Genomic DNA, 14615 nt, shown 5'->3' with positions numbered 1-14615 from the left:
TGGGGTTACCAATCACCAATGAATAGCGAGGAAATGATGAGCGATAATACCTATACCCCACCCACGGTTTGGAAATGGGAACCCGGCAACGGCGGTAAATTTGCCAACATCAACCGCCCCATCGCAGGCCCCACCCACGACAAAACACTACCGGTGGGCAAGCATCCGCTCCAGCTTTATTCTTTGGCCACGCCCAACGGTGTGAAAGTCACCGTGATGCTTGAAGAACTGCTGGAAAAAGGCGTGACAGGCGCGGAATACGATGCGCACCTGATTGAGATTGGCGAAGGTGACCAGTTCAGCAGTGGTTTTGTCGAGGTCAACCCAAACTCCAAAATCCCCGCCCTGATGGATCATTCGACGCAGCCCCCACAGCGGGTATTCGAGTCGGGTGCTATTCTGCTTTATCTGGCTGAAAAATTTGACGCTTTCCTCCCCTCTGACCCAGCTAAACGCACTGAGTGTCTCTCATGGCTATTTTGGCAAATGGGCAGCGGACCGCTGCTAGGCGGCGGTTTTGGTCACTTTTACGCCTACGCACCAGAGAAATTACAGTACCCTATAGACCGCTATACCATGGAAGTAAAACGCCAGCTTGATGTGCTTGACCGGCATTTGGCAGACAACCGCTTTATGGCAGGCGATGAGTACACCATTGCCGATATGGCGATTCACCCATGGTACGGCGCCGTGGTTAAAAATCGCGTTTATGAGGCCGCTGAGTTCCTGGAAGCCCACACCTACAAGAACCTGTTGCGCTGGACCGAGGAGATCGACGAGCGTCCTGCCGTCAAACGTGGCCGCATGGTGAACCGTACTTGGGGTGAACCTAACGAGCAGTTGCATGAGCGTCACGACGCCAGCGACTTCGAGCTTCGTACCCAAGATAAACTGGCGGACAGCGAGTAAGTAGCCGGCCATTAAGCCGTTGATGCGTCAGCTACCACCATAAAAAAGGGCCTACGCTGGATAACCAAGCGTAGACCCTTTTGCGTATTATTGACTGAGCATCACTACAGCGTCATGTCATCATCAAAGCTCAAAACTGGTAGCGTATATTCGCTGTGATGTTACGGCGCTCACCGTAGCCGCAGTCGCCTCCATCGTAACGACACCAGGAAACGTACTCTTCATCGGTAATGTTTTTCACATCAAGCGATAAATCCCATTCGCCCATGGTGTAGCCGACCATGGCATCGTAAAGGGTACTGGAAGGCACCACAGGTGCGCCTCCCGAGCCCACGTTATCACCCACATAACGGACCCCGGCCCCGACCCTCCATTGGCTGCCTATATACAGTCGATTCCACCATGAGGCCTGCTCTTCAGCCACGAAAGGGAGTCTGACACCGGTGCTGTCATTGGTTGCGTTTAAATTAGTATAGGCAAGCTGTGTTTCAAACTGCTCCCAGCGCTTGTTTAACTGCAACTCCCACCCGTCAACCACCGCGCCGACCTGCTCTACCCCACCTGGGGTGGCACCGTCACTAATACGGTTTTGCTGGGTAATATCGAAGTAGGCAACGCTGACGGCTAACGACTGATCGGGTGACACATACTTGACGCCGACCTCTTCCTGATCCCCTGTGGTGGGCTTGAGAGGGCTTGGATTGGCAGTACCGTCATTGCCCAGGTTCATCGAGAAGGCTTCAGAGTAGCTGATATAAGGCGATACGCCGTTATCGAAGCGGTACATCAAGCCTAAGCGGCCCGTGGTCTCTTCTTGGTCACTGACCGTATCAGAACCTGAAAGCGCCAACGTACGATTTTCTGCCCAATCGTGACGCAGCCCTGCCGACACAACAACGGGGCCCAGTTCAATATGGTCACCCAGATACACACCGACTTGCTCAATTTCATTGTCGGGTCGGTCTGAGGGAGCAAGCGAATCTAGCTGCAGATTGCCATACTCGGGGTCGTAAACATCAAAGCGGCCTCCTCCACCGGACACTGACGAGTAGTTATCCTGGGACCAACGGGCGTCCTGACGATCAATACCGGCAATGAGTTGATGGCGAGTCTCGCCTAACTCAAACGCTCCCTCCAAGCGCGCATCGAGATTAAAAATTTTCGTTTCTGAATCCGACATGAAGATCGTTCGAGTGACCTCACCATCAGCATCAGGAACGCTAGGAATATCTATCCAGTGCTCGCGTGTTTCGGTGCTCGAGTCGGTATATCGGGCAGTGGCCGCCAAGGCCCAGTTATCGTTTAGCTGCTGATCAAAGAAAAGGGTGGTTTCGGTTTTTTCGCGATCATATCGGTCCCAACCTGGCTCACCAACAAAGCGTTCAGAGCCGATGAAACCCTGCGAACCCGGCTCAAGCGTGCCTACCTGGGGTAGAAACTGAGCGGACACCTGTCCTTTGTTTTCCTGCCGATTAATCAGCAAGGTGATACTGGTGTCATCGCTGGGTCGCCAAGTAAAGGAGGGTGCCAGCAGGTAGCCGTCATCTTCAACGTGATCTACCTGAGTGTCGCTGTCTCGCGCCAAACCGACCAGGCGATATAAAAACGTCGCGTCCTCATCCACTGCCCCGGTCACGTCGAACGCCAGCTGCTTACGGTCGTGAGAGCCATACTGAGCCCATACTTCACCACTGCTCTCTTCCTGGGGCAGCTTGGAAACGCCGTTAATGATGCCGCCTAGGTCAGCCTGACCATAGAGCATGGAGGACGGCCCTCGTAGCACTTCAACACTTTCCAACGCATACACATTGCTGCGTACCGTATTGTAGGAGCCGTACACTTGGCGTAAGCCATCCAGATAACGCCCCGCCTCCAGGCCACGAACCTTGGCGCTGTCAACGCGAGTATCAAAGCCGTAATTTCCCGCATAAACGCCAGGCGTGTATAACAGCGCGTCCTGAATACTTTTCGCGCCGCTATCCTCAATAAACGCTTCATCAATGACCGACATTGAAAAAGGCTGCTCACTGATGGGCACGTCCATTTTGCCAACACTCGGTGTCTCTTCGATGTCGCTATAGCCGAATTGACCGGCAGACTCTGCGGTGACCTCAACGGTATCCAGCCGAACGGCAGAAGATGTCGAATCGTTCTGGGCGGCAGCAGCAGAAGTACCCAATAGAGAAGCCAGCGCGATCGCACTTGGCAGCTTACGCAAGTGAAAGTGGTGAGTATGCATGTCAATCCCAGAGCAAATAAGCAAGTATTATTAATAGCAATATTAATGATATTGATTTTTATTTGCAGAATATAGGGATGTCAAAGCACGGTGTCAACCGCTTCCTAATTGTCTTGCTGTGGTTTCCGAACACCCTCCAAGCTTGAGCGAGCGCTGTCCGATTGACGCTTTACCACGCTTAACGTGCCATCTGTTTCCAGCACTACCGCCTCGACATCCGCGATGTCGCTTAGTCCATTACTGCGAATAGCGGTGCGAACTTCATCCTGGGTTACCCGCGCTCGCTTAAGCGAGGCTGACAAATACTGCCCCTGATAGAAAAGCATCAGCGGCTCGCCGGTGACTAATCGACGAACCCAGCCGACCCGCACGCTGGTCCAGGTAATCGCGAATTGAAGGGAGATCAGTAAGGCCAGGGCGGTTGCGCCATCAGCCAACGTCACACTTTTAGACAGGAGTACAGTAGCCAGCGTGGAACCCAGCGCCACCGTGACAATCAAGTCAAAGGCATTCATCTTTGAAAGCGTGCGATTGCCCGAGAGGCGCAAGAAAAGAATCAGTGTTGCATAGGCCAGCACGCCAATGACGACAATGCGTAGCAAACTTCCCCAACTATTAAAAAATACCATATCCATAGTGTCTTGCTCCTTTGATGCCAGGCGTTACGAAAACCACACTCCTCAGCCTCTAGGCTAGCAGCCATATCATGGTTATGTACGTTAAGGGAGATCGTTAGGACTGACTCTCCCACCACTTGGCGTAAGAGCTGTTATGCGGAGCAAGGCCTCCTTCATCGGGCGCATCATCGTCCCACCATACCGGGCCACGCTCGCCTAACGCCTCTTTAGCGGTTTGCACCGCATCACGAGCCTGGCGTAGCGCATCCTGGTCTTCTCGCTGTTGGGCCGTCCTAACGTCTCGCCGGGCTTTCATCAACGCTTTGATAGCGTTGCGCTTTTCATCTTCGTCTAAGCGAGGATCGGTACATCGCCAGAGTCGATTCTTGGCAACAAAATAGCGCCCATCAGGCGTTTGAGGATATTTGTTCGCCACGCTACATGCCCTTTTCCCGTCAAAAGCTCAACAACGTATCAATGTATCAACGTATCAATGTATCAACGTATCTCTTTATTCAGGTTAGAAACTCAGATTAGAAACGTTTGGAAAGCGTAAGCTCACCAAATTTATCCTGCGAATCCTGACCGTCGAATTCACGTGTACGCTGAACGGCCGAGTAGGTAACTTGCCAATCTTCCCAAGCAAGCGCCAACCCCGCGGAGACATCGCCTACCCACTCTTTACGGTCAACTGAGTGGCTATCTTTGAAAGTATTACCATCCAGCGTCAGGTTTTGGGCCATGTAATAACCGTCTACGCTTGCAAAAAGATACCACTGCCAACCTTGCTTGCCGGTCATGTGATGGCGGCTACCAGGATTGGGCGTTAAGGTAGGAATACCGGCGGCTTCATCACCCCAGCGCACACTATAGCCAGCGCTTGCATAGGTGTATAAGTTCCCCAATGCAGCGCTTACGCTAGGGCCGTGAGCAAATTGTTTACCAATCAAGGGAGAGCTATGCCACCACTGGCGACGCATCGCAACGTTCACGATGGGTTCATCACCTAACTGATTGTCCCACCCCCTAGGGCGGTCACTGCCGGTGATTCTGTGTACTTCGCGTTGAATACTATCGGCAAGTGACGACGGGCCAACTAAACCAATGTTGAGATGTAGATCGGTCGCCTGGCGCCAGTTGCCCATGGGCACATCTTCATAGAGCGAAACGCCGCCATAAACGATACCGGCATACGGCCGATCGTCTTCTATCAGTTCACGCTGTTCAATCTCATTCGGCGTATATATTTGATGCACAAGGCGATAAGCCGCCATATCAGCGCTGCCAATAAGGCTATCTGGCAACGCTGTCGCTAGCCGCTGGGTCCAGCTTTGCGCTTCAGGTTCAAACCCCCAATTAATCTCAAAACCGCTGGTGAAATGGCCATCATCACTGCTGGCCATGCCATCATTTGCATGCTTGATTGAAAGCACACTGTCGTTTGCGTGTGCCAGCGCTGGCAATAGGCTAATAGCAGTCAGCAACGGCAGAAGTGGCCATCGTGAAGAGGAAGGTAATTTCATGGCTCATTCCTTGAGGTGAAGAGTCGAAAGTGTATGGGTAAAAAAACAATCATCAACAAACATTGTTGATTGTATGTAATTGTGCAAAAAGATAGCAAGCATACTTTTTGTGGCCTGGTTAGAAAAGGCCAAGTACCACAAAAAGGCTTAAACAAGGGGGGCTTCCTAGATAACCTTTAGCATAAAAGGATAGACGAACGTCTGATAAATTCTAGCGATCACGTAATATCCACTGCGGCGTTATCTCATGCTGACCATTTTCATCGGTGATGAACAGCGATCCTTCACTGATCATAACGGCCCAATTAATCGCCCTAGGCAGACCGCTAGCAACGGTTCCCAACGCATCTTGCGGCAGGCACGCCACATGTACGTTCTTCAGCGACGATACGCTCGGCAGCACTTTAGTTTCCCACTGATCTGCCCGCCCATAGACAAGCAGTGATACCCGCTCAGCCCGACGTGAACACCACGTGATGCGTTCTGCATCCGGCAAGCCTACTTCGATCCAATGCAGAATTCGCCCGTCCAGGCTCTTCTCCCATAATGCAGGCTCGTCTACATCAGAAAGCCCACGCCCAAACGCGAGTGACTCGCTATACCACAGCACATAGGCCAGCAAGCGTGCGGTCATCCGCTCTTCGGTCTCTGAAGGGTGGCGGGCCACCGTAAAACGTAGTGTTTCGTAGACCCCGTGGTCCAGGTCGGTCAGGTTAATATCCACTTTGTAGGGCGTTGCACTAAGAGCCATTACGATGTCCAAACGAGTTTTGATTAAGCCCTAGTGTACCTGATACTGGTTGTCGACACAGGAGGTCGCCGCTGAATTGCCAACCAGGTCAAGGCGCACGGTGATCAATAATCAGCGTGCCATTTTTTAACGTATCTGCTTCGTGCATCGGCTCACGCCAAGGCTCTTCCAGCGCAGCCTGATACCACTCCTGCATAACAGGCAGCGCTAGCAAACGCTCCACATAGGCCAGGGAGTCTTCGCTGACCGGTAAGTTAAACGTCTGAACGCGAAACGCCACGGGAGCGTAAAACGCATCTACCGCTGAGAAATTTCTACCCGCTAAAAATGGGCCACCGAAGCGCCCTAGCCCTTGCTGCCATAATGCATCCAAGCGTGCCACATCAGCGTTGAGCTTGGACGATAGGCCATTCAGTTCCACCCGCACACCACAGTTCATCGGACACTCGTCGCGCAGCGTGCTGAAACCACTGTGCATCTCGGCTGTGGCAGAGCGTGCCCAGGCGCGGATAATCTTATCCTTAGGCCAAACCTTGGTGTGTTGCTCAGCCAGATACTCGACAATCGCCAGAGAGTCCCACACAGCCAGCCCACCCTCGACCGTCTTATCCACTAAACAAGGCACCAAGCCCGAAGGTGAAAAGCGAATAAAGGTGTCATGGCTTGCGCCAATCCCTCCCTCAAAAGGCATCACATGTTCGTTAAACGGAATCTCCAGCGCTTTCATCAGCACCCACGGGCGCAACGACCAGGATGAGTAATTCTTGTTGGCAATATAGAGTTCAAACATGCAGCGCTCCTTATATCGGAAAGTGGGCTTGTAAGTGGGCTTTTAAATGGGTTTGTAAAATATGCGCAAGTATTCTTAACGTGCCGCCTGAGCCAACGTATTACCGCCCAAGCCCATTAATACCCCGCCGCCAATGCGCTGAATGATTTGGGAGGAGCCGTGGGATTTTTGTAGCCACTTGCGCAGCGGGCTGGCCAGCAAAACCACCACCACATCCGCAGATGAAAAGAGCGCGTTGGTGGCAATACCTAGCCAGAGCAGTTGCCACGTTACCGGTATAGTGCTCTCAGGCCGAACAAACTGGGGCAGAAACGCGACAAAGAAAAGCGCGGTTTTCGGGTTGAGCACCTCCACCAAGAAACTGTCGCGAAGCACGCGTTTCGTGGTTGCCAACGCCACCTCATTGCCATGGGAACGAATGCCCTGCTGCCATAGCCGCAACCCCATCCAGAGCAGGTACAAGCCGCCGATGATTTTCATGGCGATATAGGCAAGCGGGATCGCTGCAAACAGCAGCGCCAAACCTAGTGCAGCGGCTACCACATGAACGTAGCAGCCCATGTGCACGCCCATCACCGCTAACCACCCTGCCCGTCGGCCTCGCGCCAGCGTTTGCGCTGCGGTATAGAGCATGGCAGGCCCAGGTAAATAGGCAAACCCAAGCGCGGCGATGATAAGCGCAGCCCATTGCATCGAGGCAACTCCGACGAGATTAGTAGTAGCAAGCCTTTGAGAATAAAACGGGGGTGACGCAAGCGCCACCCCCTGATCAACATTACCTAATCAACATTAGAACGACTAACGTAACGATTTAACGAGCAGGACGTTGAAAGCGTGCCTTTAAAAACTAGGCTTACGCTTTTCGACAAACGCTGCCATGCCTTCTTTCTGCTCGTCACCGGCAAAACATAAGGCGAACAGGCTAGTTTCCAGTGCTAATGCGCTATCAAGGTCCTGATCCAACCCGTCGTGTACCGCCTGCTTGGCACCACGCACCGATTGCGGGCCATTGCCCTTGAGCTGTTTGGTGACTTCTTCAACGTAGTTTTCCAGCTCCGCTTGCGGCATAACCCGGTTCACCAAGCCAATACGCAGCGCTTCCTGGGCATCTATTTTGCGCCCAGTCGTCACCAGATCAATCGCCATCGCGGGCCCAACGCGACGAGGCAGGCGTTGGGTACCGCCAAAGCCCGGGATCACACCTAACAGAACCTCCGGCTGACCGAAGACGGCGTTATCGCTGGCTACCGCCCAGTCGCAGGCCAGCGCCAATTCGCAGCCGCCGCCAAGGCAAAACCCGTTCACCAGCGCGACCACCGGCACGGGTAATGTCTCTAAGCGTTTAATGGTACGCAGCGCCTGCATGGCAAAGTCTCGCGCCTCTTCAGGTGTTTTATCGCGCATTTCGGTAATATCGGCGCCCGCCACGAAAGATTTCTCACCCGCGCCGGTAATAAATACGGCGCGTAACGTCGGATGGGCTTCAAGCTCCACCAAGTGCGCTTCAAGTGCTGCGAGCACATCGCTATTTAATGCATTGAGTGCCTTGGGGCGATTAATGGTCAGCCGCACCATTCCATCGTTATCGACCTTCTCGATTACTGCTTCGCTCATGGCGGACTCCTTATTTGATTTGTTATTAAACATGAAAGTAAATACCACTCAACCCTAGCGAACGCTTGGTTGAGTGGCAATGACTTCTTTATGCTCCCGCCCTTCTCGTCAGCGTACGTTAGTCGTAAGTGTAGAAACCGCGGCCACTCTTACGGCCTAGATAACCGGCGGCGACCATGCGCTTGAGCAGTGGGCATGGGCGATATTTGGGATCGCCAAAGCCCTCCTGAAGCACCTCCATAATCGCCAGGCAAACATCCAGGCCAATCAAATCCGCCAGCGCTAGCGGGCCCATAGGGTGAGCCGCGCCTAGTTTCATGGCGCTATCAATCGCTTCGGGTGTCGCCGTACCCTCTTGAACGATAAACGCCGCTTCGTTGATCATGGGTACCAGCAGGCGGTTTACCGCAAACCCTGGCGCGTCGCCAACAGGCACCGCCGTTTTACCCAGCGCCTTGGCGAGTTGTTCAATTTCTGCCACGGTTTCGTCCGCGGTCTGTTCGGCGCGAATGACTTCCACTAGCTTGAGCACCGGCACCGGGTTAAAGAAGTGCATGCCCACCACACGCTCAGGATATTCACACACCGCCGCCAAGCGGGTGAGCGACAGCGACGAGGTGTTGGAGGCCAGAATCGCATCACGGCTCAAGCGGCTTAGGTCACGAAACAAGTTCTCTTTAAGCTCAGGCTGCTCGGGGGCGGCTTCGATAATCACCGCGCAGTCGCTCAAAGCATCAAGCGTGGTGGTCGTGGATAGACGCGCTAGAGCAGCGCTTTTATCCGCCTCGCTAAGCTTGTCTTTAGCCACTAATTTGCTCAGACTCTTGTCGATATTCGCCTCGGCGCGGCTTAGCTGTTCGTCGGCCACATCGTAAAGACATACATCAAAGCCGCTGGCGGCCACTACCTGGGCGATCCCCTGCCCCATTGTCCCCGCACCTACCACGCCAATGCGCTTGTTGCTCATGCTCTCTCTCCCTGTCCGCTATTAATTCCGTTATCAGTGCTGTTTAGCTTCTTCACGCAGAACAAATTTTTGGATCTTGCCCGTTGAGGTTTTCGGCAGCTCGCTGAATATGACGGTTTTGGGCACTTTGTAGCCTGCCAAATGCTCACGACAGTGCTTGATAATATCGGCGTCGGTCACTTCTCCGTAGCCAAGCTTAAGCGTGACAAATGCACAAGGCGTTTCACCCCATTTTTCATCGGGTTTGGCCACCACCGCCGCTTCTTGAACGGCGGGATGGCCATAAATGACATCTTCTACTTCGATGGTCGAGATATTCTCGCCACCTGAAATAATAATGTCTTTGGAGCGATCCTTGATTTCGATATAGCCATCCGAGTGCCACACAGCTAAGTCGCCGGTATGATACCAACCGCCCTTTAGCGCCTGCTCAGTGGCCTCGGGGTTCTTTAAATAGCCTTTCATGACGTTGTTACCGCGCATCAATATCTCGCCCATGGTTCGACCATCCTTGGGCACGGGCTCCATGGTCAGCGGATCAGCGACGCACAGCGCTTCGAGCATGTGGTAACGCACGCCCTGACGTGCTTTGATTTTGGCGCGAGCATCAATAGGTAGTTCATCCCATGCATCGCGCCAAGCACATACGGTTACCGGCCCGTACACTTCGGTAAGCCCATAGACATGGGTGACTTCAATCCCTAGCTTTTCAACGCCCGAAATGACGGAAGCAGGCGGCGCGGCACCGGCAGTGGTTACTTTCACCGAGTGATCGAACTGGCGCTTATCCTCGTCGGCTAGATTGACGAGGCCATTAAGAATAATCGGCGCCCCGCTGAAGTGGGTGACCTTTTCATCATCAATCAACTGCATGATCTTTTGGGGATCGACGCGACGAAGACACACATTGACGCCAGCATTGGCAGCGATGGTCCAGGGAAAACACCAGCCATTGCAGTGGAACATGGGCAGTGTCCACAGGTAGATCGGATGATGGGGCATGGCCCACTCCATGCTATTGCTCACCGCATTGAGATAAGCACCGCGGTGATGGTACACCACGCCCTTGGGTTTACCGGTGGTGCCTGAGGTGTAATTAAGTGAGATAGCGTCCCACTCATCGGCAGGCAGTTGATAGGCGTAATCAGCATCGCCCTCTTCAAGCAGCGCTTCGTACTCAATCTCCCCGATGCCTTGTGCCTCGCCCAGAAACTCAACATCTGCCACATCAATAATCAGTGGTTTATCGTCAAGCTTGGCAACCGCCTGCTGAATGACCTCGGCAAATTCGGGGTCAACCAGAATGGCTTTAGCCTCACCATGGGCCAGCATATAACTGATCGCCTCGGCATCCAGGCGAATATTCAAGGTATTCAACACGCAACCAGCTAACGGTATGCCAAAGTGCGCTTCAAACATGGCGGGAATATTAGGCAGCATGGCCGCTACCGTCTGACCCGGCTGAATGCCTCGTTGCCTCAGGGCAGAAGCAAGCTGACGACAGCGCGACCAGGTATCGCCCCAAGTGCGCCGTGTGCTGCCATGGACAATTGCGGGGTAGTCGGGATAGATCGAAGCCGTTCGTTCGATAAACGTCAGCGGTGAAAGCGGTACGTGGTTGGCAACGGTTTTGGGCAAGCCTTGCTCAAAAATAGCGTTCATAGTCGGCTCCTAGTGTTGTTATTAATCAAAGCGCTCGTTTTAAATGTTTGTTTTGATCGTTTAGAAACAGCACCGCCGCCCTAAAAGGCGGCGGTGCTTGCAAACAGAGCAGCGTTAATGAACCTCGAATTCGCTTAAACACTGCATCCCCGCTTCAATCACCGCACGCTGGGCACGGCCTACCGGCAGCCATTGAGTGATGGCAAATTCTGCGCTGCGTAGTTTGGCAGTATAGAAAGGATCATCGCTGCCGTTATTGATGGCGGCCTGGGCGCTAAGCGCGGCCTGCCCCATCTGCCAGGCGCACAGTACGTGACCCGCCAGAGTGAGAAACGGCGTGGCATAGGCCTGCACCGCATCTGCGCCGTTTTCGGGGTCGCTGCCCTGTGCTAACACAGTGGCTTGAGCGGCGTTTAGATCCTCAAGGCCAGCGGCCAACCCGCTGCCCAACGCGGCTAATGCAGGGTCGGCATTAAGCTGCTCAACGGTAGTGGCAATGTCTTGAAGCAGTATGGTCAGCGTTTCGCCATTGTCGCGTTGAAGCTTACGCCCCGCTAAATCAAGCGCCTGAATGCCATTGGTGCCTTCGTAAATGGGCGCAATACGTACATCACGGAGCAGTTGGGCAGCGCCGGTCTCTTCGACATAGCCCATCCCGCCATGCACCTGAACCCCCATGGAGGCGATATCCACGGCCTGATCAGTGGAGAAGCTTTTAATCACGGGAATCAGTAGATCGGCGCGGGCCTGAGCGGCGTGGCGAGCGCCAGCGTCCTCTGCATGACGAGCGGTATCCAGTTCCGCGGCACAATAGAGCGCCAGCGCGCGCAGGGCATCGGTGCGCGCACGCATGGAAAGCAACATGCGGCGTACATCCAGGTGATCGCTGATGGAACATTCAGCGCCACCACGCGTTTTAGGTGCACGCCCCTGACGGCGTTCAAGCGCGTAGGCAAACGCATGCTGACAGGCGCGTTCAGCCACGCCGATTCCCTGGATACCCACTTTGTGGCGCGCCTCATTCATCATGGTGAACATGTGATTGAGCCCCCGGCCCTCTTCGCCAACCAAGTAGCCAATCGCGCCACCATTTTCGCCAAAGCTCAACGTGCAGGTGGGTGAACCATGAATGCCCAGCTTGTGCTCAATAGAAGCACAGGTCACGTCGTTACGCTCGCCTAGTGTGCCGTCTTCATTGACCAGGAACTTGGGCACCAAAAAGAGCGAAATGCCTTTGTTGCCTTCCGGCGCATCGGGCTTACGGGCAAGCACCAGATGGATAATATTATGGGCGGCGTCGTGTTCGCCCCAGGTGATGTAGATCTTCTGGCCGCTAAGGCGGTAGTGATCACCTTCAGGCACCGCGCGAGTGCGCACTTGGGAAAGGTCCGACCCGGCCTGGGGTTCGGTCAGGTTCATGGTGCCAGTCCAGGTGCCTTCGACCAGCTTGGGCAAATAGGTCGCTTTCAGCGCCTCACTGCCGTGATGAGCCAGCGCTTCAATGGCGCCTGCGGTCAGCATCGGGCATAGGCCGAGCGCCATATTGGCGCCGTGGAGCATCTCCTGCACGGCGCTGGCAACGACTTCAGGCAGGTTCTGGCCGCCCAGCGCCTCGGAGACACTGATACCGTTCCAGCCACCCTCAACATACGCTTGATACGCCGCTGCAAAGCCTTCCGGCGTGGTCACGCTGCCATCGGTGTGGCGTTTAGCCCCCTGGCGATCACCGCTTGCATTGAGCGGCCCCCAAACGTCGCCAGCGAGCTTGGCGGCCTCTTCAAGCACCGCCTCGACCACATCGGGCGTGGCCTCTTCAAAGCCCGGCAGGCTGAGTGAACGATGCGCAAGTAATTCTTCAAGAACAAAGCGCAGGTCGCGTATCGGCGCGGCGTAAACATTCATGGCAAACCTCGGGCTAGAATTAAACGATTGTTTGAAAGTGTCTCATGGCATGGATAGTAGTAACACTCCCTCGCCTACACCATTAGCCCAAGGTATCAGCCGCACCCCACCTCGTAGGGCTGACGCCTACTTACGCACCGACACTTGCTCCACATCATCATAGTAAGTGATATGGCTTTCATCCTCTGCGGGCGGCCCGACGACTGGTTCAACCGCGTCGACATCCCAGACCGCGTCAGACAAGTCTTCAAGGTGCTCGTGCTCCAAGGCCCCCTGCATCAACTCTTCGGTGACCACCAGTTCAGCACCAGCAGCAGTCATTGGTGTCGACGGGGTAAAGGGTGCCACGGGTAGCGGTGCCGGGCGCACATGTCGACGCCAGGAGAAAAACAGGACAAAGAACAGGCTGAGCGCACCGAAGGCCCAGAACAAGCCTGCATCGCCCATTACCGTCATGACCGGAGAAATCATCAATGGACTGATCGTGGCGCCAATCGAATTGATCAACAAAAGGCCCTGGCTCATGCGCACCAGCGCGCCGGCGGGAGCACGGTCAGCGGCATGACTGACAGCGACCGGATAGAGCGCAAACACTCCCCCACCGAGCAAGAAGAGCAACACTGCCAGCAACGGGGTCGAAAGCGGCAGCCACAGCATCGCCGCCGAGATCAGCACACAGAACACACTAATCCCGATCAGCACCATCTGCCGATCATGACGATCCGACCAACGACCAATCGGATACTGCAGCAGCATGGCGCCCAGAATGACCACCGCCATCATCTGGCCCACCTGAGCAACGCTCATCCCTATTCGCTGTAGATAAAGCGGCAGCAATGAATACGCCGCGGCCACCACCATGCCAGACCCCAGGCTGCCCATCACGCCTGTCGGGGTCAGGGTAATCAAACGGTGCGGCGGCAGTGGTTCGGCGTGTTCCATAATGGGTGATACGCGAGGAATCATGGCCATGGGCAGGACCGAGAGCGAAGCCAACATACCAATGACCATAAAGGGCGCGGTCACGCCCATGGCATCGGTCACGCCCAGCAACAGCTGACCCAGCACGCCAGCGGCATACAGCGAAATCATATACAGCGCCAGCAAGCGGCCACGCACTTTTTGATCACCTGACGTCAACAGCCAACTCTCGATGACCAAGTAAACCCCGACGGTGGCCCAGCCACCGACCAGACGCAGCACAAACCATGCCCAAGGATCGAAAAACAGGCCCTGTAGCAGTACCGTAACGGCTACCAACGAGGCAAAACTACCGTAGGCGCGAATGTGACCGATGCGCAGCAGCAGGCGGTCATTGACCATCGCGCCCAGTGCCAAGCCGATAAAGTAAGCCGACGAGACAATCCCGATCACCGTGGCCGACTCACCGGCGGCATCGAGTCGTATGGTAATCAAGGTCGCCAGAAAACCGTTACCGATCCCGAGAATGAAAAGCCCTAACAGGGGCGCTAGCGCCATGGCCAGCAGTTGCCGCGACATGAAAACCTCACCTTACCAACAGGAATAACCAACAGGCATAAAAAGGAGTGACAGCATTGGTTAACACCGAGCCAGCGTGGCAACCAATACAGTGTTTAAATATACCGGTATTTACCTGGCACAGCGAGTCAGGCAGGAGCG

Annotated in this window: 13 protein-coding genes; 1 reads left to right on the top strand and 12 read right to left on the bottom strand. The window is 54.6% G+C overall.

The window, feature by feature from the left end; translation table 11 throughout:
- Positions 1-36 precede the first annotated feature (36 nt).
- The gene (gene yghU / locus ACFFLD_RS08040) at positions 37-909 is read left to right on the top strand and encodes a glutathione-dependent disulfide-bond oxidoreductase (RefSeq protein WP_386038946.1); all 873 of its coding nucleotides are present in this window, start codon (positions 37-39) and stop codon (positions 907-909) included.
- A 130-nt stretch (positions 910-1039) separates the two neighbouring features.
- Here yghU and ACFFLD_RS08035 read toward each other — a convergent pair whose 3' ends face one another.
- The 12 genes from ACFFLD_RS08035 to ACFFLD_RS07980 all read right to left on the bottom strand — a co-directional run bounded on the left by ACFFLD_RS08035 (position 1040) and on the right by ACFFLD_RS07980 (position 14474).
- Positions 1040-3148 (bottom strand): TonB-dependent siderophore receptor, encoded by a 2109-nt coding sequence (locus ACFFLD_RS08035; protein ID WP_386038944.1) that lies wholly within the window; start codon positions 3146-3148, stop codon positions 1040-1042.
- A 104-nt stretch (positions 3149-3252) separates the two neighbouring features.
- A complete protein-coding gene (locus ACFFLD_RS08030; RefSeq protein ID WP_386038942.1) occupies positions 3253-3783 on the bottom strand; it encodes a DUF421 domain-containing protein in 531 nt (176 codons plus the stop codon).
- 97 nt (positions 3784-3880) lie between these two features.
- On the bottom strand, positions 3881-4201 hold the full coding sequence (locus ACFFLD_RS08025) for a hypothetical protein (RefSeq protein ID WP_386038940.1): 321 nt from the start codon (positions 4199-4201) through the stop codon (positions 3881-3883).
- A gap of 97 nt (positions 4202-4298) precedes the next feature.
- Complete coding sequence (locus tag ACFFLD_RS08020; protein ID WP_386038938.1) at positions 4299-5288, bottom strand: lipid A deacylase LpxR family protein; 990 nt, start codon at positions 5286-5288, stop codon at positions 4299-4301.
- A gap of 211 nt (positions 5289-5499) precedes the next feature.
- The gene (locus tag ACFFLD_RS08015; RefSeq protein ID WP_386038936.1) at positions 5500-6039 is read right to left on the bottom strand and encodes a YaeQ family protein; all 540 of its coding nucleotides are present in this window, start codon (positions 6037-6039) and stop codon (positions 5500-5502) included.
- A gap of 88 nt (positions 6040-6127) precedes the next feature.
- On the bottom strand, positions 6128-6829 hold the full coding sequence (locus tag ACFFLD_RS08010) for a glutathione S-transferase family protein (protein ID WP_386038934.1): 702 nt from the start codon (positions 6827-6829) through the stop codon (positions 6128-6130).
- Positions 6830-6904: 75 nt separating this feature from the next.
- A complete protein-coding gene (locus ACFFLD_RS08005; RefSeq protein ID WP_386038932.1) occupies positions 6905-7522 on the bottom strand; it encodes a LysE family translocator in 618 nt (205 codons plus the stop codon).
- A gap of 147 nt (positions 7523-7669) precedes the next feature.
- On the bottom strand, positions 7670-8443 hold the full coding sequence (locus tag ACFFLD_RS08000) for an enoyl-CoA hydratase-related protein (protein ID WP_386038930.1): 774 nt from the start codon (positions 8441-8443) through the stop codon (positions 7670-7672).
- Positions 8444-8561: 118 nt separating this feature from the next.
- On the bottom strand, positions 8562-9410 hold the full coding sequence (locus tag ACFFLD_RS07995; RefSeq protein ID WP_386038928.1) for a 3-hydroxybutyryl-CoA dehydrogenase: 849 nt from the start codon (positions 9408-9410) through the stop codon (positions 8562-8564).
- A 33-nt stretch (positions 9411-9443) separates the two neighbouring features.
- Positions 9444-11072: an acyl-CoA synthetase gene (locus tag ACFFLD_RS07990; RefSeq protein WP_386038926.1), complete on the bottom strand. Its 1629-nt coding sequence runs from the start codon at positions 11070-11072 to the stop codon at positions 9444-9446.
- Between the two features lie 114 nt (positions 11073-11186).
- Positions 11187-12974 (bottom strand): acyl-CoA dehydrogenase, encoded by a 1788-nt coding sequence (locus ACFFLD_RS07985; protein WP_386038924.1) that lies wholly within the window; start codon positions 12972-12974, stop codon positions 11187-11189.
- Between the two features lie 126 nt (positions 12975-13100).
- Positions 13101-14474, bottom strand: coding sequence for an MFS transporter (locus ACFFLD_RS07980; protein WP_386038922.1), 1374 nt, complete (start codon positions 14472-14474; stop codon positions 13101-13103).
- Positions 14475-14615 lie beyond the last annotated feature (141 nt).

It is taken from the genome of Vreelandella sulfidaeris, from assembly GCF_042429665.1.
Lineage (GTDB): Bacteria > Pseudomonadota > Gammaproteobacteria > Pseudomonadales > Halomonadaceae > Vreelandella.
Note: the sequence above shows the minus strand (reverse complement) of the source record. Positions and strands in the feature narration are given on the sequence as shown.